General features: G+C 68.2%; 25 protein-coding genes. 21 read left to right on the top strand and 4 right to left on the bottom strand.

Features of this window, described 5'->3' with window-relative positions; translation table 11 throughout:
• Positions 1–7: 7 nt before the first annotated feature.
• The 7 genes from PLC66_RS10235 (at position 8) to PLC66_RS10205 (ending at position 8,621) form a co-directional block, all read left to right on the top strand.
• Complete coding sequence (locus tag PLC66_RS10235; protein WP_324539995.1) at positions 8–2,752, top strand: circularly permuted type 2 ATP-grasp protein; 2,745 nt, start codon at positions 8–10, stop codon at positions 2,750–2,752.
• 16 nt (positions 2,753–2,768) lie between these two features.
• Positions 2,769–3,695 (top strand): transglutaminase family protein, encoded by a 927-nt coding sequence (locus PLC66_RS10230; RefSeq protein ID WP_324539993.1) that lies wholly within the window; start codon positions 2,769–2,771, stop codon positions 3,693–3,695.
• A gap of 134 nt (positions 3,696–3,829) precedes the next feature.
• On the top strand, positions 3,830–5,260 hold the full coding sequence (locus PLC66_RS10225) for a circularly permuted type 2 ATP-grasp protein (protein ID WP_324540068.1): 1,431 nt from the start codon (positions 3,830–3,832) through the stop codon (positions 5,258–5,260).
• Positions 5,261–5,306: 46 nt separating this feature from the next.
• Positions 5,307–6,254, top strand: a complete 948-nt coding sequence (locus PLC66_RS10220; protein WP_324539991.1) for an alpha-E domain-containing protein — start codon at positions 5,307–5,309, stop codon at positions 6,252–6,254.
• A gap of 33 nt (positions 6,255–6,287) precedes the next feature.
• Entirely contained in the window at positions 6,288–7,100 is an 813-nt protein-coding gene (locus PLC66_RS10215) for a proteasome-type protease (RefSeq protein WP_324539989.1), read from the top strand.
• Positions 7,101–7,243: 143 nt separating this feature from the next.
• On the top strand, positions 7,244–7,822 hold the full coding sequence (locus PLC66_RS10210; RefSeq protein WP_324539987.1) for a phasin family protein: 579 nt from the start codon (positions 7,244–7,246) through the stop codon (positions 7,820–7,822).
• A gap of 187 nt (positions 7,823–8,009) precedes the next feature.
• Positions 8,010–8,621, top strand: a complete 612-nt coding sequence (locus tag PLC66_RS10205; RefSeq protein ID WP_324539985.1) for a hypothetical protein — start codon at positions 8,010–8,012, stop codon at positions 8,619–8,621.
• A 12-nt stretch (positions 8,622–8,633) separates the two neighbouring features.
• On the opposite strand, the gene PLC66_RS10200 is transcribed toward PLC66_RS10205, so the two are convergent.
• From PLC66_RS10200 to PLC66_RS10190, 3 genes are read right to left on the bottom strand one after another with little or no spacing between them, the layout of a single operon-like run.
• Positions 8,634–9,761: a hypothetical protein gene (locus PLC66_RS10200; protein ID WP_324539983.1), complete on the bottom strand. Its 1,128-nt coding sequence runs from the start codon at positions 9,759–9,761 to the stop codon at positions 8,634–8,636.
• Positions 9,758–10,894 (bottom strand): hypothetical protein, encoded by a 1,137-nt coding sequence (locus PLC66_RS10195; protein ID WP_324539981.1) that lies wholly within the window; start codon positions 10,892–10,894, stop codon positions 9,758–9,760. Before PLC66_RS10195 ends, PLC66_RS10200 begins: the two co-directional genes overlap by 4 nt.
• Positions 10,894–11,592: a hypothetical protein gene (locus PLC66_RS10190; RefSeq protein WP_324539979.1), complete on the bottom strand. Its 699-nt coding sequence runs from the start codon at positions 11,590–11,592 to the stop codon at positions 10,894–10,896. The genes PLC66_RS10195 and PLC66_RS10190 overlap by 1 nt, the downstream gene beginning before the upstream one ends.
• 187 nt (positions 11,593–11,779) lie before the next feature.
• On the opposite strand from PLC66_RS10190, the gene PLC66_RS10185 reads away from it, so the two are divergent.
• The 14 genes from PLC66_RS10185 (at position 11,780) to PLC66_RS10120 (ending at position 24,325) form a co-directional block, all read left to right on the top strand.
• Complete coding sequence (locus PLC66_RS10185; RefSeq protein ID WP_324539977.1) at positions 11,780–13,615, top strand: type I restriction-modification system subunit M; 1,836 nt, start codon at positions 11,780–11,782, stop codon at positions 13,613–13,615.
• Positions 13,612–13,932, top strand: a complete 321-nt coding sequence (rhuM, locus tag PLC66_RS10180) for a RhuM family protein (RefSeq protein ID WP_324539975.1) — start codon at positions 13,612–13,614, stop codon at positions 13,930–13,932. Before PLC66_RS10185 ends, rhuM begins: the two co-directional genes overlap by 4 nt.
• Positions 13,929–14,936, top strand: a complete 1,008-nt coding sequence (locus PLC66_RS10175; protein ID WP_324539972.1) for a PDDEXK nuclease domain-containing protein — start codon at positions 13,929–13,931, stop codon at positions 14,934–14,936. The genes rhuM and PLC66_RS10175 overlap by 4 nt, the downstream gene beginning before the upstream one ends.
• On the top strand, positions 14,933–16,321 hold the full coding sequence (locus PLC66_RS10170; RefSeq protein ID WP_324539970.1) for a restriction endonuclease subunit S: 1,389 nt from the start codon (positions 14,933–14,935) through the stop codon (positions 16,319–16,321). Before PLC66_RS10175 ends, PLC66_RS10170 begins: the two co-directional genes overlap by 4 nt.
• The gene (locus PLC66_RS10165; protein ID WP_324539968.1) at positions 16,318–17,181 is read left to right on the top strand and encodes a GIY-YIG nuclease family protein; all 864 of its coding nucleotides are present in this window, start codon (positions 16,318–16,320) and stop codon (positions 17,179–17,181) included. The genes PLC66_RS10170 and PLC66_RS10165 overlap by 4 nt, the downstream gene beginning before the upstream one ends.
• 78 nt (positions 17,182–17,259) lie before the next feature.
• Positions 17,260–17,838 (top strand): MarR family transcriptional regulator, encoded by a 579-nt coding sequence (locus PLC66_RS10160; protein WP_324539966.1) that lies wholly within the window; start codon positions 17,260–17,262, stop codon positions 17,836–17,838.
• Between the two features lie 22 nt (positions 17,839–17,860).
• The gene (locus tag PLC66_RS10155) at positions 17,861–18,046 is read left to right on the top strand and encodes a hypothetical protein (RefSeq protein ID WP_324539964.1); all 186 of its coding nucleotides are present in this window, start codon (positions 17,861–17,863) and stop codon (positions 18,044–18,046) included.
• Between the two features lie 160 nt (positions 18,047–18,206).
• On the top strand, positions 18,207–18,968 hold the full coding sequence (locus PLC66_RS10150; protein ID WP_324539962.1) for an SAM-dependent methyltransferase: 762 nt from the start codon (positions 18,207–18,209) through the stop codon (positions 18,966–18,968).
• A 39-nt stretch (positions 18,969–19,007) separates the two neighbouring features.
• Positions 19,008–19,304 carry a type II toxin-antitoxin system MqsR family toxin gene (locus PLC66_RS10145; RefSeq protein WP_324539959.1) on the top strand — a complete coding sequence of 99 codons (297 nt, stop codon included), beginning with the start codon at positions 19,008–19,010 and terminating at the stop codon, positions 19,302–19,304.
• Positions 19,305–19,306: 2 nt separating this feature from the next.
• Positions 19,307–19,708: a type II toxin-antitoxin system MqsA family antitoxin gene (locus PLC66_RS10140; RefSeq protein WP_324539957.1), complete on the top strand. Its 402-nt coding sequence runs from the start codon at positions 19,307–19,309 to the stop codon at positions 19,706–19,708.
• A gap of 156 nt (positions 19,709–19,864) precedes the next feature.
• Positions 19,865–20,218: an arsenic metallochaperone ArsD family protein gene (locus tag PLC66_RS10135; RefSeq protein ID WP_324539955.1), complete on the top strand. Its 354-nt coding sequence runs from the start codon at positions 19,865–19,867 to the stop codon at positions 20,216–20,218.
• A gap of 254 nt (positions 20,219–20,472) precedes the next feature.
• Positions 20,473–23,586, top strand: a complete 3,114-nt coding sequence (locus PLC66_RS10130) for a type I restriction endonuclease subunit R (protein ID WP_324539953.1) — start codon at positions 20,473–20,475, stop codon at positions 23,584–23,586.
• Between the two features lie 141 nt (positions 23,587–23,727).
• Positions 23,728–24,006 carry a type II toxin-antitoxin system RelE/ParE family toxin gene (locus PLC66_RS10125; RefSeq protein ID WP_324539951.1) on the top strand — a complete coding sequence of 93 codons (279 nt, stop codon included), beginning with the start codon at positions 23,728–23,730 and terminating at the stop codon, positions 24,004–24,006.
• 10 nt (positions 24,007–24,016) lie between these two features.
• Positions 24,017–24,325: a HigA family addiction module antitoxin gene (locus PLC66_RS10120; RefSeq protein ID WP_324539950.1), complete on the top strand. Its 309-nt coding sequence runs from the start codon at positions 24,017–24,019 to the stop codon at positions 24,323–24,325.
• A gap of 62 nt (positions 24,326–24,387) precedes the next feature.
• Here the strand turns inward: PLC66_RS10120 and PLC66_RS10115 are convergent.
• Positions 24,388–25,055, bottom strand: a 668-nt coding sequence (locus PLC66_RS10115; RefSeq protein WP_324539948.1) for a transposase, incomplete at its 5' end; no start/stop codon positions are given.

Below are 25,055 nucleotides of genomic sequence, written 5' to 3'. Positions count from 1 at the left end.
CGCCGCCATGCAGGTCCAGCCGCACAGTCCGCCCGAGCTGCTCGCCGCCTACGCCGCGCGTCCCGACCGCTACGACGAGCTGTGCCAGCGCATCGGCAGCGTGGTGGTGCTGCGGCCGCACTGGCGCGATTTCTTCCACAGCCTGGCGGACATGGCGCCCGCCGAGCTGGCGGCGCGGCGGGTGGCGTTGCGCCGCCAGATCCACGAGAACGGCATCACCTACAACGTGTATGCCGACCCGCGTGGCTTCCAGCGGCCGTGGGAGCTCGACCTCCTGCCGCTGATGCTGCCGTCGGCGGAGTGGGCGCAGATCGAGGCTGCGGTGATCCAGCGCGCGATGCTGTTCAACCGCATCCTGGCCGACCTCTACGGCGAGCAGACGCTGCTGCAGCAGGGCCTGATCCCGCCGGCTCTGATCTTCGGCCACAGCGGCTTCCTGCGCCCGCTGGTGGGGGCGAAGCAGCCGGGCGACCTGTTCCTGCACCTGTTCGCGGTGGACCTGGCGCGTTCGCCCGACGGGCGCTGGTGGGTGGTAGCCGACCGCACGCAGGCGCCATCCGGCGCCGGCTATGCGCTGGAGAACCGCAGCGTGCTGGCGCGCGCCCTGCCCGAGCTCTATCGCAGCGCCGGCGTGCAGCCGCTGGTGCCCTTCTTCGAGGGCTTTCGCGACAGCCTGGCGGCGCTGGCGCCGGCGGACACGGGGGAGGGCGAGGACGCGCCGCTGATCGTGGTGATGACCCCCGGGCCGTACAACGAGACCTACTTCGAGCACGCCTTCCTCGCCCGCGAGATGGGCTTTCCGCTGGTCGAGGGCCAGGACCTGACGGTGCGCGACGAGACCGTCTTCCTGCGCACGCTCGACGGCTTGCGCCGGGTGCATGTGATCCTGCGCCGGGTGGATGACATCTGGTGCGACCCGCTGGAGTTGCGCGACGACTCGGCGCTGGGCGTGGCCGGCCTGGTGGGGGCAGTGCGCGCCGGCCGCGTCACCGTCGCCAATGCGCTCGGCAGCGGCATCCTCGAGACCGGGGCGCTGCTCGGCTACCTGCCGCGGCTGGCCGAGCAGCTGCTCGGCCAGAAGCTGAGGATGCCCTCGGTGGCCACCTGGTGGTGCGGCGAGCCGGCCGCCTGCGCCTATGCGCTCGAGCACCTGCGCGAACTGGTGGTCAAGCCCGCCTACCCGAGCGCCAGCGCCGGCCCGGTGTTCTGCCGCGACCTGCCCGAGGCCGAGCTCGAGGCGCTGGCGGCGCGCATTGCTGCCCGCCCCTTCGATTTCGTCGCCCAGGAGATGGTCAACATCTCGCAGGCGCCGGTGCTCGCGGTCGATGGCGAGGCGCCGGGCGAGCTGCCGAGTGAGGCCGAGGCCGCCGCCTGCAGCCTGGTGGCGCGCAACATTGCGCTGCGGGTGTTCGTCGCCGCCGGCCCGGACGGCTTCCGGGTGCTGCCCGGCGGGCTGACGCGGGTCGCCTCCGGCGCCGACGCGCGCGTGGTGTCGATGCAGCAGGGTGGCAGCAGCAAGGATGTGTGGGTGCTGCGCTCGCCGGCGGCGGCACGACCGGCGGCGCGCATCGTACCCGGCCAGCTGGCGCCGTCCGAGCACGGGTTGCGCGAGCTGAGCCTGTCGAGCCGGGTGGCGGAGAACTTCTTCTGGCTCGGGCGCTACAGCGAGCGTGCCGACGCCGCCGCCCGCCTCGGCCGCGAGACGCTCGCCCGCCTGGGCGGGCTGATCGGGCCGGCGGGGGAGCTGAGCATGGTCGGTGCGTCGCCGGCGGGCGGCGGCTTCCCGCAGGACGGCACGAAGGCCGATGACGAGCCGACGCTGGCCGCCCTGCTCGCGTTGTGCCGGCGGGCGGGCATCCTGCCGACCGAGGGCGAGGAGGGTGCGGCGGCGGACGCAGACGAGGGCGGCGACGGCGGCGGTGGCACCGCTGGCGGGGCGGCGGCGCGTGCGCTGCGCTCGCGCGTGCCGCTGTCCGTTGCGCTGCTCGCCAGTGCGCTGTTCGACCCCGCGCGCAGCGGCAGCGTGGTCGCCAACCTGCGCATGGTGCTGGGCCTGGCGGCCCAGGTGCGCGACCGCCTGTCGCCCGACAGCTGGCGCATCTACAACCGCCTGTCCGATTTTGCCGAGGCCCCCAGGCGCGTACCCAGTCTGGGCGATGCCCTGCACCGGCTCGACGACTCGCTGCTGTCGCTCGTCACCCTGTCGGGCTTCGTCATCGAGAGCATGCCGCGCGACGCCGGCTGGCGCTTCCTGTCGATCGGGCGGCGCATCGAGCGCCTGCAGTTTCTCGCCGCGGCCTTGTCGGCGCTGCTGCTGTCGCCCTACCCGGGAGCGCTGCGCGCACTGCTGGCGCTGACCGACGGCGAGATCCGCTATCGCAGCCGCCACGCCCGCGGCCTGGCACCGCAGCCGGTGGCCGAGCTGGTGATGCTCGACGGCGACAATCCGCGCGCGCTGCGCTACCAGCTCGAGTCGCTCGCCGAACATGTGCGCCTGCTGCCCGAGGGCGAGGCGCTGGCAGAACCACTCAACCGTCAGCGCGAGCGTCTCGATGCGCTGTCGCTGTGCGACTGCTTCGTGCTCGAGCTCGACGGCCGCGCCCGGCGCGAGGCGGGTGGCGCGCGCCACTGCGACACCCTGCAGGCCGTGCTGGCTGACACCTGGGCCTGCGGCAACCAACTCGCCGATGCCTTGTCGCATCGCTACTTCACCCACCTCGACGCCCGCAGCCGGGCGACGGTTTCGCTCTGAGCGAGGTGCCGCCAGGATGCAGGAATACGACGTCCGCCACGACACGACCTACCACTACGACAGCCCGGTGCTGCTGTCGCAGCAGATTGCCCACCTGCGCCCGCGCGAGGTCGCCCACCAGCAATGCCTGTCGCATGAACTGGCGATCGAGCCGCCGGCCTCGGTGCAGCGCGAGCGCAGGGACTTCTTCGGCAATCCGGTGACGGCCTTCGCGGTCTATGCGCCCCACGACCGCCTGCTCGTGCGGGCGCGCAGCCGCATCCGGGTCGATGCGCGGCGCTGGCCCGAGGCCGCCAGCAGCCTGGCGTGGGAGGCGGCGCGCGACCACCTGCGCGATGGGCTGTCGGGCCATGCGCCGCTGCAGGACGATGCGCGCGACGCCGGCCAGTACCGCTTCGGCTCGCCTTTCGTGCCGCTGGGCGAGGCCTCTGCCACCTATGCCGACTATGCGCTGCAGTGCTTCACCCCGGGCCGCCCGCTGGTCGAGGCCCTGCTCGCCTTGTCGGCGCGCATCCATGCCGATTTCAGCTTCGATCCCGAGGCCACCAGCGTGGCCACGCCGGTGGCGCAGGTGTTTGCCGAGCGGCGCGGTGTGTGCCAGGACTTCTCGCACCTGATGATCGCCTGCCTGCGCGCCCTCGGGCTGGCGGCGCGCTACGTGTCGGGCTACCTGCTGACCGCGCCGCCGCCCGGCCAGCCGCGGCTGATCGGCGCCGACGCCTCGCACGCCTGGGTCGCGGTGTGGTGTCCGGGCCGGGGCTGGGTGGAGGTCGATCCGACCAACGACCTGCAGCCGGGCAGCGGTCACATCACGATCGCCTGGGGGCGCGACTATGGCGACGTGTCGCCCTTGCGCGGCGTGATCCTGGGCGGCGGCGGGCACAAGGTGGAGGTTGCGGTGACGGTGATGCCGCTGGAGGAGGGCGAGCACGCACCAGTTTGATGCATTGGCGGCCATCGTGGTGCGCACCAAGGCAGTGCCTGCACGCGGATGCGCCATTCCGTGGGAATTGGGGCTTGGCACGCTTCATGCTGAACCCTGCGCGAGGGAGTGAGAACATGAGCGCAAACAGCACAATGAACGCCGCAATACCTTTCGACGAGATGTACGCCGCCGACGGCAGCGTGCGCGAGCACTACCGGCCCTATGCCGAGTGGCTGGCGCAGATGCCGCATGAGCGTATCGCGCGCAAGCGCAGCGAGGCCGACGTCGCCTTTCACCGCGTGGGCATCACCTTCAACGTGTATGGGGAGGAGGGGGGCAAGGAGCGGCTGATTCCCTTCGATCTGTTGCCGCGCATCATTCCGGGCACGGAATGGACGACGCTGGAGGCTGGCCTGCGCCAGCGCGTGAAGGCGCTCAACGCCTTCCTCGCCGACATCTATCACGGCCAGGAGATCCTGCGCGCCGGGCGCCTGCCCGCCGACCAGGTGCTCAACAACGCCCAGTTCCGGCCCGAGATGAAGGGTGTGGACGTGCCCGGCGGGCTGTACGCGATGATCGCCGGCATCGACCTGGTGCGTGCCGCCGGCGCCGACGGCAAGGGCGAGTACTACGTGCTGGAAGACAACCTGCGCGTGCCCTCGGGCGTGAGCTACCTGCTCGAGAACCGCAAGATGATGATGCGGCTCTTTCCCGACCTGTTCTCACGCTACAACGTGCAGCCGGTCGAGCACTACCCCGACCTGCTGCTCGAGACCCTGCGCGCGGTGGCGCCGGCCGGCGTGCTCAACCCGACGGCGGTGCTGCTGACGCCGGGCGCCTTCAACAGCGCCTACTTCGAGCACAGCTTCCTCGCCCAGCAGATGGGGGTGGAGCTGGTCGAGGGCCAGGACCTGTTCGTCAAGGACGAGACGGTGTACATGCGCACCACCCAGGGGCCGAAGCGGGTGGACGTGATCTACCGCCGCATCGACGACGACTTCCTCGACCCGGAGGTGTTCCGCGCCGATTCCATGCTCGGCGTGCCGGGCCTGATGGCGGCCTACCGTGCCGGTCGCGTGACGCTGGCCAATGCGGTCGGCACCGGGGTGGCGGACGACAAGTCGATCTACCCCTACGTGCCCGAAATGGTGCGCTTCTACCTCGGCGAGGAACCGATCCTCAACAACGTGCCGACCTACATGCTGCGCAAGCCCGAGGACCTGGCCTACACGCTGGCCCACCTGCCCGAGCTGGTGGTGAAGGAGGTCCATGGCGCTGGCGGCTACGGCATGCTGGTGGGCCCGGCGGCGACCAAGGCCGAGATCGAGGACTTCCGCCAGCTCATCGTGGCGGCACCGGAAAAATACATCGCCCAGCCCACGCTGTCGCTGTCGACCTGCCCGACCTTCGTCGACGCCGGCATCGCGCCGCGCCATATCGACCTGCGCCCCTTCGTGCTGTCCGGCGGCAAGGAGATCCGCATGGTGCCGGGCGGCCTCACCCGCGTGGCCATGAAGGCGGGCTCGCTGGTGGTCAATTCCTCGCAGGGCGGGGGCACCAAGGACACCTGGGTCGTCAGTTGAAGCTGCCGCCGAGTCATCGCCCGCGCCGGGCGCAAGGAGAACAAGCATGCTGAGCCGTACCGCCGATCACCTCTACTGGATGGCGCGCTACACCGAGCGCGCCGAGAACACCGTGCGCATGCTGGACGTGTCCTACCGCATGTCGCTGCTGCCGAGCACCAACGGCGGCGATACCGACGGCTGGTCGGCGATCCTCGCCATCAGCGAGCTGTCCGAGGCCTTCGCCCGCAGCGGCCGGCCGCTGACCGCGAGCGACGTCATCGAGTTCGTCGTCCTCGACCGTGACAACCCGTCCAGCGTCTGGAACTGCCTGCGTGCCGCGCGCGAGAACGCGCATGCGGTGCGCGGCACGCTGACGGCCGAGATGTGGGAGACGACCAACGCCACCTGGCTCGAGATCCGCGACATCACGCCGGAGAAGCTGCAGGCGACCGACCTGGGCGAATTCTTCGAGTGGGTGAAGTTCCGCTCGCACCTGCTGCGCGGGGTGACCTTCGGCACCATGCTGCACGACGATGCCTTCCAGTTCGTGCGCCTGGGCACCTTCCTCGAGCGCGCCGACAACACCGCGCGCCTGCTCGACGTCAAATACCACAGCCTGCTGCCCAAGGCCGACGGCCAGAACAGCTCGACCGACTTCTACCAGTGGGGCGCGCTGCTGCGCTCGGTGTCGGCGTTCGAGACCTACCGCCACGTCTATCGCGACGTCATTACGCCGTACAAGGTCGCCGAGCTGCTGATCCTCAACCACGCCATGCCGCGCTCGCTGCACGCCTGCCTGGACGAGATCAATGGCATCCTGGGCGACATCGCCAACCTGCACTCGGCCGAGGCCGCGCGCCAGGCGGGCGAGCTGCACGCCAGCCTGCACTACGGTCGCATGGACGACATCTTTGCCACCGGCCTGCATGTGTGGCTCGAGCGCTTCCTGGCGCGCATCAACCGCCTGGGCGACAGCATCAGCGACAACTTCCTGGTGCCGGTCGCGGCCTGACGCGCGCTACCCAGACCTCCACGGGACCCGCCCATGACCTACTGCGTTGCCATGTGCCTCGACGAAGGCATCGTCTGTCTGTCGGACTCGCGCACCAATGCCGGGGTCGACCACATCAACACCTTTCGCAAGATGACCGTGTTTGAGCGCGCGGGCGACCGCGTGCTCGTGCTGATGAGCGCGGGCAACCTCGCCATCACCCAGGCCGTGGTGAGCGTACTGCGCGAGCACGCGGCGGTGCAGGACCGCGACAGCCTGTGGAACGCGCCGACGATGTTCGAGTGCGCGCGCCTGGTCGGCGACACCATCCGCCGCATCTACCAGCTCGACGCCGATGCACTCAAGCAGTTCGGGCTCGATTTCAATGCGTCCTTCATCCTGTGCGGGCAGATCGCCGACGAGCCGCCGCGGCTGTTCAACATCTACGCCGCGGGCAACTTCATCGAGGCTTCGGCCGACACGCCCTACTTCCAGATCGGCGAGTCGAAGTACGGCAAGCCGATCGTCGATCGCATCGTCACGCGCACGACCTCGCTCGACGAGGCCGCCAAGTGCGCGCTGATCTCGATGGATTCCACGATCCGCTCGAACCTGTCGGTCGGCCTGCCGCTCGACCTGCTGGTCTACCGCCGCGACGAGCTGCGCGTCGCCCGCCACCTCAGCGTCGACTGGGACAACCCCTATTTCGACATGATCCACAAGGAGTGGGGTGCCAGCCTGCGCAAGGTCTTCAACGCCCTGCCCAACCCCGACTGGACGGTGTGGCCGGGCGACACCGGCACGCTGCCCAGGATCGAGGTGGTGGCGCCGTCCGCGGCGCGCGGCGGCAACGGCAAGCCCACTTAGCCGGGGCCGCGCGAAGCGCTGTTGCAGGGACGCAAAAACAACAAGGCAGGAGCAAGAAAACACTTGCGAGATTTTTTGTTGCAGTGCAACATAAGCCCACACCGATGCATCGCTGCGGTGTCACTTCACCACAGGAGCACACCATGAACGCCTCGCCCGAAAAGCTGTTGTCCACCGTCAAATCCGCCGCCGAAGCGCGCGTCAATGAAATGGCCGTTGCCAGCGACAGCCTGCTGTCCGCCGTCGAGCACCTGACCGCGCTGAACCTCAACACGGCGCGCTCGGTCCTCGACGACACGATCGCCCTCAACAAGGCCGTCACCGCGGCGCGCGACCCGAAGGCGCTGGTCGAGCTGCAGATCGGCACCGTGACGCCCTCGCTGCAGAAGGGCTTCGCCTACTTCAAGGCCGTCGGCAGCATTGCCAGCCAGACCCAGGCCGACCTGTTCAAGCTGGTCGAAGCCGGCATGTCGCAGTGGCTGCAGGCCGTCATCGTCACCCTCGAGGGCCTGAACCGCAACGCGCCGGGCTCGGAGTTTGCCGTCAAGGCGCTGAAGACCGCCGTCGCCAATGCTTCGTCCGCCTATGAAGGCGCGACCGAAGCCGTGCGCCAGGCCTCGGAAGTGGCCCAGGCCAATGCCGACCAGGCCGCTGCCGCTGCCGTCGAGGCGGTGAGCAAGACCACCAAGGCCACGGTCACGCTGCTCAAGAGCGCCGCTTAAGCGCAGCGCGCCTGCCCCGGCCGCCCGGCCGGGGCCCCTGGCACGAGGCCAGCCCCTGGACGGGGCTGGCCTCGTGCGTTTACAGCGGGCAAAGCGCCTGGCGATGCGGCAGGGCCGGCGGCCGCGGTGGGGGTGTCCTGTCATAGAATGCAGGGCACTTTCCGCCCCCTGCACAGGAGTCCGCCCGATGCGTCGCCTTCCCCTTTACATCGCCGTGCTCGCCGCCGTGGGCGCGGCCGGCCTGTCCTTGCCGCCTGCGGCACATGCCCAGGGCACGGCCGCCGAGATCCTCGAGCGCGCCCGTGGCCAGGCGCGCGACATCGAGGAGTTGCGCAAGGTCCTCAACGGCCCCGACCAGAACATGCGGCTCGCCACCTTCGACGCGATGGTCAAGAGCGGCGACGAGGCCCTGCGCCTGATCGCCTACGAGACCGGCCTCGCCAGCGCCGACAGCGTGCTGCGGGCGATGGCCTTCAAGGCCTTGCTGCTGAGCCAGAACAACCTGCACCTGACGCTGACGCCCGATCCCTCGGCGCCGAAGCCGATCCAGGAGGCCTCGGCCGACTACCTGGTCAAGAACGGCAGCGGCCTGGTGGTGCCGATCGATGGCCGCAACGCCGAGGCGGGGACCTTCAAGGGGAGCAACTGGCAGGGCCAGGTCAGCGGTACCGAGCTGGTCTTCAGCTACGGCTCGCGAGTCAACGCGCAAATGAGCCTGCAGGACGACAACGCCGTCGCGGGCGTGGTGCGGCTGGATTCGGGTCGCACCCAGTTCCTCGCGATGGGCAAGCTGCGCTGAGCAGCGCGCGCCTTACTGGAGCAGGCCGATGCGGCCCAGGCTGATGAGCTCGCCGCCGCCCACCGTGGCGCTGAAGCTGAGCCTCAGCAGCCGGGTGCGCAGCGGCGCGAGCGCGATCTGCGCGACGCCGTCGCGATAATCCAGCGGCACCGAGGTGATCGCGCGCCAGCTGCGCGCATCGCCGCTCGGGTTGATGAACAGCTCGACGTGGGCCGGCAAGCGCCCGGCGTCGGCGACGGCGCGGCCGTCGAGCACCACGCCATTGATCGTGACCAGGCCCTCGCCGGCCTGCAAGTCGATGGTGACCGGCCAGCGTTCGGGAATGCTGGCCCAGGGCGGCGCCTCGGCGCCGGCGGTGAGGTTGGCGGCGCGATGCGCCTCGTCGATCGGCAGCGCGCTCCAGGCGAGCACGCGCGGGCCGCCCGCCGCTGCTGCTGGGGCGGCGGGCGCACTCGAAGGCGCCGCTGCGGCCTGCGCGGGGGGCGCAGCCGCAGGCGCCGCGGCGTTCATCAGGTGGGCGTCCACCTTCGCCATCAGCATGTCGACGCGCGCCACCGTGCCGATGCCCGAGCGCGCGTTGACCGAAAGCAGCATGCCGACGCTGACGCCGTCGATCAGCAGCAGGCTGCCGCTCAGGCCCTTGCGGATCGGGTTGCCCTGGTGGGTGGGCTGCACGCGCAGCAGGCCGCGGCCGTCGTCATCGACGATGGTGACGCCGAGCTGGGCCACCGTGCCGTCGCCGTTGATCGAGCGCAGCGTGCCCAGGCGGCCCTGCTGCAGCAGGCGCTCGACGGCGCGCCGGATGCTCAGCGCGCTCGCGCCGCAGTCGGTGCTGATGGCGCCCGCCACGCGGGCAAGGCTGAGGTCGTCGCCGAGCTCGGCGTGGTCCACGGTCTCGCCGAGCAGGCCTTGGGTGCCCTCGCGCCGCAGCGCCGGGCGCCCGGCCTCGCTCACCACATGGGTGGGCAGGATGGCGTAGCACTGGCCGCCATGATGGGCGAGAAAGGCCTGGCCGATCTCGAGCGCGCTGACGTCCTGGGTCGTCACCACCGCCTGCTGGGCGGCGACCGGGGCGGCGCAGGGCAGCAGGGCGGTCAGCGCGCTCGCCCACAGGCGTGCGCGCAGGCGGGAGTTCGTCATCGTTGGTCGTCCTGCGTGGGGGCTATGTTCGGGCGCCAGGCGCGGCGCAGCGCGCGCCAGGCCTCGGCGGGCGTGGGCGCAAGCTCACGGCAGCCGGCGAGGCCGCCGAGCACGGTGATCAGCGCCACCAGGATGGCCGAGGCCATCATCAGCCGGCGGTCGTGCAGGATGCCGACCCACCAGCCTGGCTTGAACTCGTAGCCGCTGTCGCCGAAGCGCTCGATGCGGATGCTCTCGGCGCGGCCGAAGGCGACCATGGCGAGGCTGGCCGGCGCGTCGCCGCCCGGGCGGTCGAAGCGCACGAAGCCCTTGGGGTGGAACACGCCCCCACTGTCGTGGCGCTCGAGGCGGACCTGGTCGCCAGGCATCAGCGCCACCTCCTCGACCTGCGAGCGCTTGGCAAGCGACTCGTCCGAGGCGGTGAACACCGCCAGCGTGCCCTCGCGCAGCATGCTCGCGTCGGACCAGGTCACGTCGCGGCCGACCCGCACGCGCTCGCCGGTGAAGGGGAAGACGAGGTCTCGCGGCCGCGTCTCGCCCGCCCAGATCAGGTTGAGGCCGGGCGGCAGGGCGATCTCCTGCCCGGCGGTGGCCAGGCGCAGCGGGCCGGGGCCGCGGATCGACATCTGCAGGCCGCCGTCGCTGCGCGCCTCCAGCCCGACCTGGAGCGCGGCGGGTTCGGTGCCGGGCGTGGCGGCGCCCCCCGCTGCGGCACTGGCGCCCCCCAGCACCAGCACATGCTCGGCGTCCTCGCCACCCGGCAAGGCGTGGGCCTGCCAGCGCCGTCCGCCGCAGGGCGAGGCCGCCGCGCGCGGCAGCAGCTCGAGGGGGGGCGGTAGTGCGGTGGTGGCGCACACGATCGCGCCTTCGATGCGCCACTGCGTCTCGCGCCCGGCGGCGAGCTCGAGGTCGGTCGCCTCGGTCTGCGCGCTGATGCTGAAGTACCAGCCCGGCGGCGCATGCAGGTTGAGCGCGAGCAGCACGACGACGACGCCCACCAGCAACCAGATGGCGAGCACGCCGGCACCCAGCGCCAGCTTCCACACGAAGCCCAGGCAGGCGCCGCAGCGCTGCAGTGCGGTGGGTGTGGCGTGGAGGGGCGGATCGTCCTCCGCCTGCGCTGGCGCGGCCATCAGTCCTGCGGCAACAGCACGAGCGTCAGCGTCACCGCCGGCATCTCGCGGCCATAGCGCTCGCGCTCGATGCCGACCTCGACCCGCTCGGCGCCGCCCGCCGGCCAGGGAATATCGCACCAGTGATCGAAGCTGGTGCGCCGGCCCTCGGCGATTGGCGTGCAGGCGCCCTCCAGGCCTGGCGCCGCGCTGCGGAAGAAGACGTCGGTGGCGCCGAAGGAATTGACGAACACGCGGATCGCCGCCGGCGCCTGGCCGCCCGCCGCACCGAGCACGTAGTAGAGGTTGCCGCCGTGCTCGCAACTGCCGGCGCTGGCGCGCATGGCGAGGTCGGTGGCGGCGTAGTTGCCGAGGCGGTCGCGCAGGTTCGAGCGGTAGGGCAGGCGCACTGCCTGGCCGGCACCGGCCGCGGGCAGCCTGAAGGTGTTGCGCGAGTAATAGACCCCGTCGCGCGACAGCATCGTCAGGCACACCTGCGGCTCGCCGGCCGCGTGCAGCAGCAGCAAGTTGTCGACCGAGCTGCCGCCCTGCACCGCGGTGCTGGTCACGCCCACCACCACCGAGCCGCTGACCGCCACATCGACCTGCTCGGTCTCGAAGAAGGCGCCCACCAGCTCGGCCTCGAACGGGGGCGCGGCCGCAGCCGCGCCCGACAGCGCGGCGAGCAGCGCGCCAGCCAGCAGGTGTCGGGTCGTCATCGGAATTCTCCTTGGGTTGCCGTGGCCGGCGTGCGGGGTGAAGCCTGTTGCCAAGTTATGAAGAGCGGCGGCAAAAGGCAAGCGCCGGCTTGCGCGTGCGGCGACCACTGCCGCGGCGGGGAGCGGCGTCGCTTGGTCCTCCCATGGGCGATAATCGCCCGCCTGCGCCTTCCAACGACCCGAGCCCATGAACCAGCAAGCCCTCTCCGCCCTCATCTGGTCGGTCGCCGACCTGTTGCGCGGCGACTTCAAGCAGTCCGAATACGGCCGCGTCATCCTGCCCTTCACCGTGCTGCGCCGGCTCGACTGCGTGCTGGCGCCGACCAAGGAGGCGGTGCTCGCCGAACACCGCGACAAGGAGCAGGCCGGGCTGCCCTTCGAGCCCTTCGTACTGAAGAAATCCGGCGTGCCCTTCTACAACGTCAGCGCGCTCGACCTGCCCACGCTCGCTGGCGACCAGGACCACCTGCGCGCCAACCTGCACACCTACATCCAGGGCTTTGCGCCCGACGTGCGCGACATCTTCGAGCGCTTCGACTTCGCCAACACCGTCGAGCGCCTGCACAAGGCTGGGCTGCTCTACCTGGTGGTGGAAAAATTCGCCCACGTCGAGCTCCACCCCAAGCGCGTCGACAACGTGCACATGGGCCTGGTGTTCGAGGAGCTGATCCGCAAGTTCGCCGAGATCTCCAACGAGACCGCCGGCGAGCACTTCACCCCGCGCGAGGTCATCCGCCTGATGGTGAGCCTGCTCTTCATCGAGGACGACGATGCGCTCGGCAAGCCCGGCATCGTGCGCACCATCTACGACCCCACCGCCGGCACCGGCGGCATGCTGTCGGTCGCGGGCGAGCACCTGCACGACATCAACCCCGGCGCGCGCCTCACCATGTTCGGCCAGGAGCTCAACCCCGAGTCCTACGCCATCTGCAAGGCCGACATGCTGATCAAGGGCCAGGACGTGCGCAACATCGTGCTCGGCAACACGCTGTCCGAGGACGGCCTGCTCGGCAAGCTGTTCGACTACATGCTCAGCAACCCGCCCTTCGGCGTGGAGTGGAAGAAGGTCGAGAAGGAGGTGCGCCGCGAGGCCGAGGACAAAGGCTTCGCCGGCCGCTTCGGGCCGGGTCTGCCGCGCGTGTCGGACGGCTCGCTGCTCTTTCTGCTGCACCTGATCTCGAAGATGCGCCCGGCCGAGCAGGGCGGCAGTCGCATCGGCATCGTGCTCAACGGCTCGCCGCTGTTTACCGGCGGCGCCGGTTCGGGCGAATCCGAGATCCGCCGCTACCTGCTCGAGAACGACCTGGTCGAAGCCATCGTCGGCCTGCCCACCGACATGTTCTACAACACCGGCATCAGCACCTATGTGTGGATCCTCACCAACCGCAAGGTCGACGACCGCCGCGGCTGGGTGCAGCTGATCGACGCCTCCAGCTTCTGGCAGAAGATGAGGAAGAGCCTCGGCTCCAAGCGCAAGGAGCTGTCCGAGGCCCACATCGCCGACATCACCCGCATCTTCGGCGGCTTTCCGGAGATGGAGCAGGCGGTGGTGATCGACGCCCACGGCAAGGAGCTCGAGCGCGTCACGCTGTTCCCGGGCGTGAAGCTGCCGACCGCGCCCGAAGGCGGCAAGGTGAAGCGCGTGCCCATCGCGCGCGTCTTCCGCAACGAGGACTTCGGCTACCGCACGATCACCATCGAACGCCCGCAGCGCGACGCGCAAGGCCACATCGTGCTCGGCGAGCGCGGCAAGCAGAAAGGCAAGCCCCAGCCCGACACCGCGCTGCGCGACACCGAGAACGTGCCCTTGTTGGAGGACGTGCAGGCCTGGTTCGAGCGCGAGGTCCTGCCCCACGCCCCCGACGCCTGGATCGATCACGACAAGACCAGGGTCGGCTACGAGATCCCCTTCAACCGCCACTTCTACGTCTTCGAGCCGCCGCGGCCGCTGGCGCAGATCGACGCGGACCTGAAGCGCTCGATGGACCGGATCAAGCAGATGATCGAGGGGTTGGCGGGATGAGCGAACTCGTCATCTACCGCAGCGATGCGGGAACGGTCGAGGTCAGGCTGGAGGGCGATACCGTCTGGCTGCGGCAGGAGCAGCTGAGCCAGTTGTTCGGGCGGGACCGCACGGTGATCGGGCGGCATGTTTGCAATGTCTTCAAGGAAGGCGAACTCGACGCCAAGGCAGTATGTGCAAATTTTGCACATACTGCCGACGACGGAAAAACCTATCAGGTCACGCATTACAACCTCGACGTCATCATCTCGGTCGGCTACCGTGTCAAGCCGCCCGAAGGCGTGCGCTTGGCGATGCCGGCGGAGGTTACGGGATGAGTGCCATGCCTGATAGCGGTTTTGCCGAGATCGTCGGCCTCATCGTCACCGCCCGGCAGCGCGCGGTGCAAACCGTCAATGCCGCGCTGATCGAACTCTACTGGCAGGTCGGCGCCATCATCAGCCGCAAGATCGCCGCCGCGGAATGGGGCGACGGCGTGGTCGCGCAACTGGCGGAGCACATCGCGCGCACGCAGCCCGGGTTGCGGGGATTCACGCGCCCGAACCTGTTCAGGATGCGGCAGTTCTACGAGGCCTACCGCGACGACGAAATTGTCTCGGCACTGCTGAGACAATTGCCCTGGACCCACAACCTCATCATCCTCAGCCAGAGCAAGCGCCCGGACGAGCGTGTCTTCTACCTGCGCATGGCGATCCAGGAGAAGTGGAGCAAGCGGGAACTGGAGCGCCAATTCAAGGCCGCGCTCTTTGAGCGCGCCGTGCTCAATCCCGCAAAAGTCTCACCACCGGTGAGACAAACTCACCCCCAGGCCCTGGACGTTTTCCGCGACGCCTACGTGGTCGAGTTCCTCGGCCTGCCCGAGCCACACAGCGAGCTCGACCTGCATCGCGGCCTGCTCCATCGCCTCAAGGACTTCCTGATCGAACTCGGCCGCGACTTCTGCTTCGTCGGCTCCGAATTTCCGCTGCAGGTCGGCAAGCGCGACTTCGCGCTCGACCTGCTGTTCTTCCATCGCGGCCTCAACTGCCTGGTGGCGATCGAGCTGAAGGTCGGCCGCTTCGAACCCGAATACCTCGGCAAGCTCGGCTTCTACCTGGAGGCGCTCGACCGCGACGTCAGGAAGCCGCACGAGAACCCTGCGATCGGAGTGCTGCTGTGCGCCAGCAAGGACGACGAGGTGGTCGAATACGCGCTCAGCCGCAGCCTGTCGCCGACCCTGATCGCCGAGTACCAGACCCAGTTGCCCGACAAGAAGCTGCTGCAGGCCAAGCTGCACGAGTTCTACCTGCAGAACACGCTCGAGGCGGGAGAGGAAGAATGAGCTTTCCGCGCTATCCGGAGTACAAGGACTCGGGCGTCGAGTGGATGGGGGAGGTGCCGGGGCATTGGGAGCTCCTGCGTGTCCGCCAAGTGGCGACGCTGAATCCGTCGAAGTCCGAGGTTGCAGCGCTCCCGCCTGAAACCGAGCTTTCATTCCTCCCGATGGAGGCGATTGGTGAGGATGGGCGGCTCGATCTGCAGCGTACTCGCCCGATTCTGGAGGTCTCGTCCGGCTACACCTACTTCCGTGACGGCGACGTAACGATCGCGAAGATCACGCCCTGTTTCGAGAACGGCAAGGGGGCTGTCATGTGCGGGCTCGTCGGCGGCGCCGGTTTTGGCACCACGGAGCTCATCGTTGCTCGGCCGAAGCCCGATGAGACGACCAGCGAGTATTTGCACTGGGTTTTCGTGTCGCAGCCGTTCCGCAAGCTCGGAGAGGCATCCATGTATGGAGCAGGCGGCCAGAAACGCGTCCCCGACGATTTCGTCCGGGATTTTCGGCTGGCCTTTCCTCCGCTGAGGGAGCAGTGCGCAATCTCTGCCTTCCTCGACCGCGAAACCGCCAAGATCGACGCCCTTGTCGCCGAGCAGCAGAACCTGATCGCACTGCTGAAGGAAAAGCGCCAGGCGCTGATCTCGCACGCGGTCACCAAGGGGCTGGATCCGGGTGTGCCGTTGAAGGACTCCGGGGTGGCGTGGCTGGGGGAGGTGCCGGCGCATTGGCGAGTCTGTGCGCTGCGGCGCGCGATCGCCAAGATCGAACAGGGGTGGAGCCCCGATTGCCATGCGCGTCCCGCCGAGGCAGGCGAGTGGGGCGTGCTCAAGGCCGGGTGCGTCAATGGCGGCAAGTACCGCCCAGCCGAGAACAAGGCGCTCCCGTCGGAGTTGCTGCCAGACGAGTCCTACTGTGTGAAGGTCGGCGATGTCCTCATGTCTCGCGCGAGTGGCTCGCCCGACTTGGTCGGATCGACGGCGCTCGTGCGGGAGACGCCAGGGCGTCTGATGCTTTCCGACAAGATCTTCCGGCTCCGCCTTGAGAACGATGTCGATCCGGCATTTTTCGTGGCGATGTTGAGCGCCCGCGCCTTGCGGGCGCAGATCGAGCAGGCGCTGAGTGGTGGCAACGGGCTGGCGAACAATCTGCCCCAGTCGAACTTACTTGCGTTCATCTGTGCTTTGCCGCCTGAGGAGGAGCAGATTGCGATCGCCGCACGACTCAATCGCGAGGTCGATCGGCTCGATCAGCTGATGATTGAGGCCGAGTCCACGATAAACCTTCTCATGGAGCGCCGCACCGCCCTGATCTCCGCCGCCGTCACCGGCAAGATCGACGTTCGCCACTTCGCCGCCGCCTCCGCCGAACCCACCCCGGAGCCCGCATGACGCCCGCCGCGCGCCCGCAGACCATCCAGATCTTCCTGCCGCTCGGCGACCCGCGCGGGATCCGCATCGCTGAGATCACCACCCGCATCGTGCAGCTCATCGAGGTGCCGCGCCCGCAGCTCGACGTCTTCCTCGCCATGCCCGAGAGCGAGCAGGTGGCGGTGTATTTCCTCTTCGGTCAGAGCGAGGACGGCGCCGAGCCCAAGGTCTACATCGGCCAGACCGGCGACCTGCGCAAGCGCCTGGCCAGCCACAACAAGGACAAGGACTTCTGGCAGCGCGCGCTGGTGCTGATCTCGCGCACCGGCAGCCTCACCCAGACGCACGGGCTGTTCCTGGAATGGCAGTGCCTCCAGGCCGCCCGCCAGGCCGGGCGCTACCTCACCGAGAACGGCAACGCCGGCACCCGGCCGCACACCCCCGCGCCGCTCGAAGCGGACTGCATGGAGATCTTCGACACCGGCCGCACCCTGCTCGCCACCCTCGGCTACCCGCTCTTCGACCCCGTTGCCAACCCCGCCGGCCCGGCGGGTGAGACGGAGCTCTTCTACTACCGCCGCGCCGGCACCGACGCTCGCGGGGAATACACCGCCGAGGGCTTCGTCGTGCTCAAGGGCTCGAAGGGGCGCGCGCAGATCGCCAAGGCCTTCGAGCACCATTCCTTCGCCAAGCGCCGCAACGAGTTGATCGAGCAGGGCAGGATCGTGGTCGAGGGCGATGTCACGGTGTTTACCGAGGACGTGCTGTTCGCCTCGCCGAGCGGAGCGTCGGCGGTGGTGTGTGCGGCGGCGTCGAATGGGTGGCTGGACTGGAAAACGGCGCGCGGGGAGACGCTGAGCGAGGTGAAGCGGGGCGGGTGAATCCGGCGTGCTTGGCATATCGCCAGCCCGCGCGTAATGTAGCCATACAGGCTTCGTATGAAGCTAAAAAGGCTACACATGAATCTGCTCGATACCCTTTTCGGCGTTCAGCGACAGCGCGCGCTCGGCTGGTTGCTGCTCCATCCGGATGACGCGGTGCACGTCCGCGAACTCGCACGACTCACTGGCACCAGCGCCGGTTCCCTGCACCGGGAGCTCGCCCGCCTGGCCGAGGCCGGGCTGCTCACCCGCAGCGAGCGCGGCAATCAAGTGCTGTACCAGGCCAATCGCGCGTGCCCTGTGTTCGCCGAGCTGGCTGGGTTGTTCCGCAAGACGGGCGGGCTGGCCGACGTGCTGCGCGCGGCGCTGATGGAGCTGGCGGACCGGGTCCGGTTTGCGCTGGTGTTCGGGTCGGTGGCGCGGGGCAGCGAGACCAGCCTCTCCGACGTGGATGTTCTGGTGGTGGGGGCGGCGGACTTTACCGAGGTCGTCATGGCGCTGCATCCGTGTCAGGAAGTCCTGGGGCGCGAGGTAAATCCGGTGGTGTATTCCGAGGCGGAGTGGCGTGCGCGCATTGAGCGCGACGATCCATTCGTTCGGAATATCTTGCACAATCCGGTCATGCTCTTGCTGGGAGTGCTGGATAACACTCGATAACCTGCTGGCGATCCACAAGCTCGTGCGACAGGCTCCGGACAAGGCCGTGATCGTGCTCGATGCCTTGCGCAAGCAGCGCAATGCAAGCGACTACGAGGGCGATCCGGTGTCGGGGAAGGCTTTGGACTCCTGCCTGCAGGAGGCGGGCAAGTTGCGGGCGATGTTGCAGCAGTGGCTGGAGAGCGAGTACCCGGAGATCGTTGATTGAGGCAGTGCGAGGGCCTCAGCAGCGAATCGTTCGACAGTCATGCGCATGGCTGGACCCGAGCTTGGTAATTGCTTGCTCGGTTGTAGCTGCGACAAACTCGAACAAGGAGTCGGCATTCGGAGCGTCAGCCTCTTCTCACCCTGAAAGGAGATTTTCCATCTTGGATATTCCGCGAATCTTCAACATCAGCGAGAGCGCTCACCGCATCCACAACCCGCTCACCCCCGAGAAACTCGCCACGCTCGGCGCCGCGTTGCGGCTGGAGCCGGGGGCGCGGGTGCTCGACCTCGGCAGCGGTTCGGGGGAGATGTTGTGCACCTGGGCACGCGATCACGGCATCACCGGTATTGGCATCGACATGAGCCAACTGTTCTCCGAGCAGGCGAAACACCGTGCGGGCGAACTTGGCGTTGGCGATCAAGTCACGTTCATCCATGGCGATGCGGCGGGCTTTGTGTCCGACGAGAAGGTGGATGTGGCCGCCTGCCTCGGTGCGACATGGATTGGCGCGGGGGTGGCCGGCACGATCGAACTGCTGGCACGAAGCCTGCACCCCGGCGGGATCATCCTGATTGGCGAGCCTTACTGGCGGCAGTTGCCGCCGACGGACGAGGCGGCGAGGCAGTGTCTTGCGGGCTCGATCTCCGACTTTCTCATGCTGCCAGCGCTTCTCGCGTCCTTCGGCGAGCTTGGCTACGACGTCGTCGAGATGGTGCTGGCGGACCAGGACAGCTGGGACAGATACGAGGCGGCCAAATGGCTCACCCTGCGCCGATGGTTGGACGCCAATCCGTGCGACGCGCTCGCCGAGGAGGTTCGCGCCAAACTGCGCTCGGAGCCCGTGCGCCATGCCGCTTACACACGCGAGTACCTGGGCTGGGGCGTGTTCGCGCTGATGTCGCGGGTTTGTTTGTTACATTAACCAACTTGCCAAAATAACCAAGAAGGTTACTATCCCGCCATGGAAAGACGGACCCCGCACTGCCGCTTGGCAATGGTCAAGGGCCTTGTCGAGGCTGGCAAGGTGCGCACCACGCTCTCGGCACGCGCGGGCGCGATCGAACTGGGGCTTGAACTCGCGGATATGTTGGCAGTGGTCTTGGACCTAAGGCCCGCGGATTTCTACAAGAGCATGACCACGCACGCGGACCACACCATCTGGCAGGACGTGTATCGGCCGCGGACCCCGGCTGGCGACGTGTATCTGAAGCTGACGGTAATCGACGACGTGCTGATCGTGTCGTTCAAGGAGTTGTGATCATGAAATGCCCGGTATGCGGTGAAGCGGAGTTGATTCGCGATACCCGCGATATTCCATACACCTACAAAGGCGAGACGACGGTGATCGCCGGCGTGACCGGAGACTTCTGCCCGGCATGCGCGGAGTCGATTCTGGATATCGCTGAGTCGGAGCGCGTGATGCGCGAGATGAGGATGTTCTCGAAGCAGGTCAATGCGGCGACTGTCGATCCGGCATTCATCGCCAGTGTCCGCAAGAAGCTGGCGCTCGATCAGCGTGAGGCGGCGGAGATTTTCGGTGGCGGGGTCAATGCGTTTTCGCGGTACGAGAATGGCAAGACCCGTCCCCCGCTGGCACTGGTAAAGCTGCTGAAGGTGCTCGATCGCCACCCCGATCTGCTCGACGAGGTGAGGGCGGCATAGTGCGGTCGGCATGGGGGGCGCGGCGTGCGCTCGCCCGCGACGGACTCGCGGCCTTGGTCAGGAGCTGATCCCGATCAAGGCGACCCCGGCCTGTTGATCGTAGGCTTCGCGCGGCTTAACAGAAGCCGCCAGCGTGGCGGTCAACGGAGAATTTGCATGAAATCCATCCAGGTGTTCGATCGGTCTTCGGGCGGCAGTGCCGCTGTGGCTGACGCTGCGGCACGGGGCGCCTTCGCCGCCGACGTCGAGTGGGCGAACAAGCAGGGCGCGCGCATCGAGTGCATCAGCCTTGCCGAGCAGCCCGGCGCGCTCGCGCAGCATGCGGTGGTGAAGGACCTTGTCGAGCGTTCGGGCCAGGCGGCGCTGCCGCTGATCCTGGTTGACGGCGAGATGGCGCTTTCCGGCCGCCATCCCACACGCAGCGAACTGGCGCGCTGGGCGGGGCTCGAGCAGCCGACGCTGCGCCCGATTCGCACCGGCGATTGCTGCTCGGGGGGCAACTGCGGCTGAGGCGGTGGTGGCGCTGGCGCGATGGTCGGGCGGCCGACCGTGCCAGCGCCTGATCAATCGCGGTCGGCGTCTGTCTGCGGGATGCTGCGGGCGCGCGGCCTGGCCCGGCGTCGAGACGCGCAAGCAAGGGCAGTGCGCGCCCATGATGCTAGGATGCAGGCCCCGACTGAGCACGATGCTGCGATGGGACTGGCCTGGCTTGGCGGCTTGCAGCCCTGGCTGTCCGAGATTGCGCGGCGCCGCACCGACCTCCGATGACCGCCCTGCATACCGAAGTCGCCCTCGAAGACGAGATCTGCGACGACCTTGCCGCCGCCGGCTGGCTGTACGACGCTGCCGATGCCGCGCGCTACGACCGCGCGCTGGCGCTGTTCCCCGACGACGTGGTGGGCTGGATCCAGGACACGCAGCGCGAGGTCTGGGCGAGCATCGAGCAGAACCACGGCGCGAACGCGCGCAAGGTGGTGTGCGAGCGCCTGCGGCGCACGCTGGCCGACCACGGCACGCTGCACGTGCTGCGCCACGGCTTCGAGATGCTGGGGCTGCGGCGGCCGATCCAGGTGGCGCAGTTCCGCCCGGCGCTGGCGATGAACGCCGAGCTGCAGGCGAAGTACGCCGCCAACCGCCTGCGCGTGGTGCGCCAGCTGCGCTATTCGCTGCACAACGAGAACTGCCTGGACCTCGGGCTGTTCGTGAACGGCATCCCGGTGGCGACCGTCGAGATCAAGACCGACTACACCCAGGCGGTGGAAGATGCGGTGCTGCAGTACCGCAAGGATCGCCCGCCGCGCGTGGCGGGCAGCAATGCGGTGGAGCCGCTGCTGGCCTTTCCGCAGGGCGCGCTGGTGCATTTTGCGCTGAGCAACTCGGCGGTGCGCATGACGACGAAGCTGGATGGCTTTGCCACCGTGTTCCTGCCCTTCGACAAGGGCGACGCCGGCGCCGCCGGCAATCCGCCCAACCCGCAGGGCTACGCCACCGACTACCTGTGGAAAGCGGTGTGGGCGCGCGATTCGTGGCTGGAGATCCTCGGCCGCTACATCGTGTCGAGGAAGAACGACGCGCGGCAGCTCATCGACACGATCTTCCCGCGCTATCACCAGCTCGACGCCACCCGCGCCCTCGTCGCCGCGGTGCGCCGCGACGGGCCGGGCGACAAGTACCTGATCCAGCACTCGGCCGGTTCGGGCAAGACCAACTCGATCGCGTGGACCGCGCACTTCCTCGCCGACCTGCACGACGAGGCAAACCGCAAGGTCTTCGACACGGTGCTGGTGGTGTCCGACCGTACCGTGCTCGACGACCAGCTGCAGGAAGCCATCATGGGCTTCGAGCGCACCCAGGGCGTGGTCGCGGTAGTGAAGGGCGAGGGCGCGAGCAAGAGCCAGGAGCTGGCCGAGGCGCTCGCCGCCGGCAAGAAGATCGTGGTGTGCACGCTGCAGACCTTTCCCCGCGCGCTCGACAAGGTGCGCGAGCTGGCGGCGACCGAGGGCAAGCGCTTTGCGGTGATCGCCGACGAAGCGCATTCCTCGCAGACCAACGAGACCGCGGCCAAGCTGAAGGCGGTGCTGTCGCCGGCGGAGCTGGCCGAGCTGGAGGACGGCGGCGAGTTCGACACCGAGGACCTGCTCGCCGCGCAGATGCAGGCCAAGGCGGCGGGCAGGGAATTGGGCATCACCTTCGTTGCCTTCACCGCCACGCCCAAGGACAAGACGCTGCAGCTCTTCGGCACCCGGCCCGACCCCGCGCGCCCGCCTGCGGATGACAATCTGCCCGCGCCCTTCCATGTGTATTCGATGCGGCAGGCGATCGAGGAGGGCTTCATCCTCGACGTGCTGCAGAACTACACGAGCTACAAGGTGGCCTTCAACCTGGCCCATGAGGGTGGCGCCAGGTATTCCGAGGTTGATCGCGACACCGCCATGAAGGGCATCATGGGTTGGGTGCGGCTGCACGAGTACAACATCGCCCAGCGCGTGCACATCGTGGTCGAGCACTTCCGCCAGCACGTCGCGCCGCTGCTCGGCGGCCAGGCCAAGGCAATGGTGGTGACCGCCAGCCGCAAGGAGGCGGTGCGCTGGCAGCTGGCGATGCGCAAGTACATCGACGAGCACGGCTACCGCATCGCGACCCTGGTGGCCTTCTCGGGCGAGGTGGAGGACCCGGAGTCCGCGCCCGAGCCGCTCGCCGAGACCAGCGCGCTGATGAATCCGCGCCTGCGCGGGCGCGGCATCCGTGAGGCCTTCAAGGGCGGCGACTACGCCATCCTGCTGGTGGCAAACAAGTTCCAGACCGGCTTCGACGAGCCGCTGTTGTGCGGTATGTATGTCGATAAGCGCCTCGCCGGCATCCAGGCGGTGCAGACGCTGTCGCGCCTGAACCGCGCGCACCCGGGCAAGGACACCACCTACGTGGTCGACTTCGTGAATGACCCCGACGAGGTCCTCGCCGCCTTCCGCGTTTATCACACCACGGCAGAACTGGCTGGCGTCAGCGACCCCGAGCAGATCTACACCCTGCGCGCCAAGCTCGACGGGCTGGGTTTCTACGACACGTTCGAGGTCGATCGCGTGGTCGAGGTGGCGCTGCGCGGCAAGGATCAGTCCGCGCTCGACCGCGCCCTTGTGCCGGTGGCCGACCGTCTGCTCAAGCGCTACGCCGACGCCCAGCGCCGCCGGCGCGATGCGGAAGAGGGCAGCGCCGACGCCCACGCCGCCAAGCTCGAGCTCGATGCGCTGATCCTGTTCAAGCGCGACCTTGCCACCTACGTGCGCCTGTACGGCTTCCTCTCGCAGATCTTCAACTACGGCAACACCGACATCGAGAAGCGCGCGATCTTCTTCCGCCTGCTGCACAAGGTGCTCGACTTCGGCCGCGAGAGCGAGACGGTCGACCTGTCCTCGCTCGCGCTCACCCACTACACGCTGAAGAACCTCGGCACCCGCCGACTGGCGCTGGACGCCGGGCAGGGCGAGTACAAGCTCAAGCCCAGCGGGCCCGGTGGCGGCGAGGTGCGCGACAAGCAGAAGGCGGCGCTCGACGAGATCATCGCGCGGGTGAACCAGCTCTTCGTCGGCGAGCTCACCGAGGGCGACAAGCTGCTCTACGTGAATAACGCGATCAAGGGCAAGCTGCTCGAGTGCGAGACGCTGATCGAGCAGGCGGTCAACAACACCAAGGAGCAGTTCGGCAACTCGCCGGACCTGGATGCGCGCATCCTCGACGCGGTGATGGACGCGCTGTCGGCGTTTACCGCAATGAGCCGGCAGGCGCTGGAGTCGGAGCGTATCCGCGCCGAGATCAAGGCCATTCTGCTCGGGCCGGGGCGGCTGTACGAGCTGTTGCGGGCGTCGCGCGGGCGCGGCTAGAGGGTGTCGGCCAAGCCGAGTGCACGCCCTCAAACGTGCGGCACCTGCGAGCAGCCTGACCGCGTGCGCCGCGCCTGCGCTGCGCGTGGTCCCTTGATTGGGTTGCATTGAGTTGTGAAACGCTACGCTATACAATAGGCCATGATCAAGAGCTTCGAGCACAAAGGACTGCAAGCCTTCTTCGAGACTGGCGGCAAGGCAGGCATCCAGCCGCATCACGCGCCAAAGTTGGCCCGATTGCTGGCACGACTTCACGCTGCCAAGGGACCCGAGGACATGAACTTGCCGGGATGGCGTCTGCATTCGCTTGTCGGAAGTCTGGCAGGCCATTACTCGGTTTTCGTGAATGGCAACTGGCGTCTGACGTTCTGCTTTGACGGCGGAGACGCGGTTCTGGTGGATTACCAGGACTATCACTGAGGGCAACACCATGACGACGATGTTCAACCCGCCGCACCCTGGCGAAACGCTCCGGGAGGATGTTCTTCCTGCTCTGGGCCTGACCGTGACCGACGCCGCCGCGCAACTTGGCGTGACCCGCGCTGCGCTGTCGCGCGTGCTGAACGGCCGTGCTGCAATCTCGCCGGAAATGGCCCTGCGCCTCGAAGGCTGGCTTGGCGTGGAGAACGGAGGCAGTGCAGACGCCTGGATTGCGCAGCAAGCCGCCTATGACTTGTGGAAGGCCCGCGCTGCCGGCATGCCTGCGGTGCAGCGTGCGCCCGAGATGACAAGCGCCTGACCGATGACCGAGCTTGCCGCCCTGAAGACCCTCATCCTGGCGAACCCCGAGGCCCGCGCCGACTACGAGGCGCAAGCGCCGGAGTTCGAGCTTGCGCGCGAACTCATTGCCGCCCGCACCCGCGTCGGCCTGGGGGCAACTTTCCCGAGGGCGAGCATCTCTGGTGCCAGGCGGGCCATCCGCATCAGGTTGTGGGCCAAGGCAAAGAACAAGACCACGCACTTGAACTTGACCAGTCCGCGTACGCGGAACTGCTGTAGCCCCCGATTGCGGCTGTGGGCATTGACGCATTCGGCGGTTGCGGCGCGGTTCTTGTAGATCGCCTTGGCCTCATCGGTCCCCATGCGCGCGCGCCACGCCGCCACGGCCAGACTGTCCTTCGGCTTGGGCTGGTGCGGATCGATCGCCTTGTCCTTGGACGCCGGCACTGGCCCATACACCGTGGTGTGTGCGCTGGCTTGTTCGACCTGCTGGTGACCGACGAAGCCGCCATCGACCAACCAGGCCTCGGGCGCCTGGCCGCAACGCTCGCGCACCTGCTCGATCATCGGCACCATCTGGCCCTGATCACTTCCCGCCGTGGCCACCTCGACGCCCACGATCACCAGCGAGTCGACATCGCTGGCCAACTGCGGGTTGTACGCGGGCCGAAACCCGCCGTCGCCCATCTTCATGACGTAACCGGTCACTGAGCGGCGTCCTTCTCCAGCCTCCGTCCGCGCGGAACAAT

This window comes from Thauera sp., from assembly GCF_035444905.1.
GTDB lineage: Bacteria > Pseudomonadota > Gammaproteobacteria > Burkholderiales > Rhodocyclaceae > Thauera.
Note: the sequence above shows the minus strand (reverse complement) of the source record. Positions and strands in the feature narration are given on the sequence as shown.

Coding starts and splice junctions, on each gene's coding strand:
- PLC66_RS10225 (WP_324540068.1), top strand. CDS start 3,830: ATGAACGCCGCAATACCTTTCGACGAGATGTACGCCGCCGACGGCAGC.
- PLC66_RS10140 (WP_324539957.1), top strand. CDS start 19,307: ATGAAATGCCCGGTATGCGGTGAAGCGGAGTTGATTCGCGATACCCGC.
- PLC66_RS10230 (WP_324539993.1), top strand. CDS start 2,769: ATGCAGGAATACGACGTCCGCCACGACACGACCTACCACTACGACAGC.
- PLC66_RS10215 (WP_324539989.1), top strand. CDS start 6,288: ATGACCTACTGCGTTGCCATGTGCCTCGACGAAGGCATCGTCTGTCTG.
- PLC66_RS10170 (WP_324539970.1), top strand. CDS start 14,933: ATGAGCTTTCCGCGCTATCCGGAGTACAAGGACTCGGGCGTCGAGTGG.
- PLC66_RS10130 (WP_324539953.1), top strand. CDS start 20,473: ATGACCGCCCTGCATACCGAAGTCGCCCTCGAAGACGAGATCTGCGAC.
- PLC66_RS10210 (WP_324539987.1), top strand. CDS start 7,244: ATGAACGCCTCGCCCGAAAAGCTGTTGTCCACCGTCAAATCCGCCGCC.
- PLC66_RS10135 (WP_324539955.1), top strand. CDS start 19,865: ATGAAATCCATCCAGGTGTTCGATCGGTCTTCGGGCGGCAGTGCCGCT.
- PLC66_RS10190 (WP_324539979.1), bottom strand. CDS start 11,592: ATGACGACCCGACACCTGCTGGCTGGCGCGCTGCTCGCCGCGCTGTCG.
- PLC66_RS10175 (WP_324539972.1), top strand. CDS start 13,929: ATGAGTGCCATGCCTGATAGCGGTTTTGCCGAGATCGTCGGCCTCATC.
- rhuM (WP_324539975.1), top strand. CDS start 13,612: ATGAGCGAACTCGTCATCTACCGCAGCGATGCGGGAACGGTCGAGGTC.
- PLC66_RS10125 (WP_324539951.1), top strand. CDS start 23,728: ATGATCAAGAGCTTCGAGCACAAAGGACTGCAAGCCTTCTTCGAGACT.
- PLC66_RS10120 (WP_324539950.1), top strand. CDS start 24,017: ATGACGACGATGTTCAACCCGCCGCACCCTGGCGAAACGCTCCGGGAG.
- PLC66_RS10220 (WP_324539991.1), top strand. CDS start 5,307: ATGCTGAGCCGTACCGCCGATCACCTCTACTGGATGGCGCGCTACACC.
- PLC66_RS10205 (WP_324539985.1), top strand. CDS start 8,010: ATGCGTCGCCTTCCCCTTTACATCGCCGTGCTCGCCGCCGTGGGCGCG.
- PLC66_RS10200 (WP_324539983.1), bottom strand. CDS start 9,761: ATGACGAACTCCCGCCTGCGCGCACGCCTGTGGGCGAGCGCGCTGACC.
- PLC66_RS10185 (WP_324539977.1), top strand. CDS start 11,780: ATGAACCAGCAAGCCCTCTCCGCCCTCATCTGGTCGGTCGCCGACCTG.
- PLC66_RS10235 (WP_324539995.1), top strand. CDS start 8: ATGCAGGTCCAGCCGCACAGTCCGCCCGAGCTGCTCGCCGCCTACGCC.
- PLC66_RS10145 (WP_324539959.1), top strand. CDS start 19,008: ATGGAAAGACGGACCCCGCACTGCCGCTTGGCAATGGTCAAGGGCCTT.
- PLC66_RS10195 (WP_324539981.1), bottom strand. CDS start 10,894: ATGGCCGCGCCAGCGCAGGCGGAGGACGATCCGCCCCTCCACGCCACA.
- PLC66_RS10160 (WP_324539966.1), top strand. CDS start 17,260: ATGAATCTGCTCGATACCCTTTTCGGCGTTCAGCGACAGCGCGCGCTC.
- PLC66_RS10165 (WP_324539968.1), top strand. CDS start 16,318: ATGACGCCCGCCGCGCGCCCGCAGACCATCCAGATCTTCCTGCCGCTC.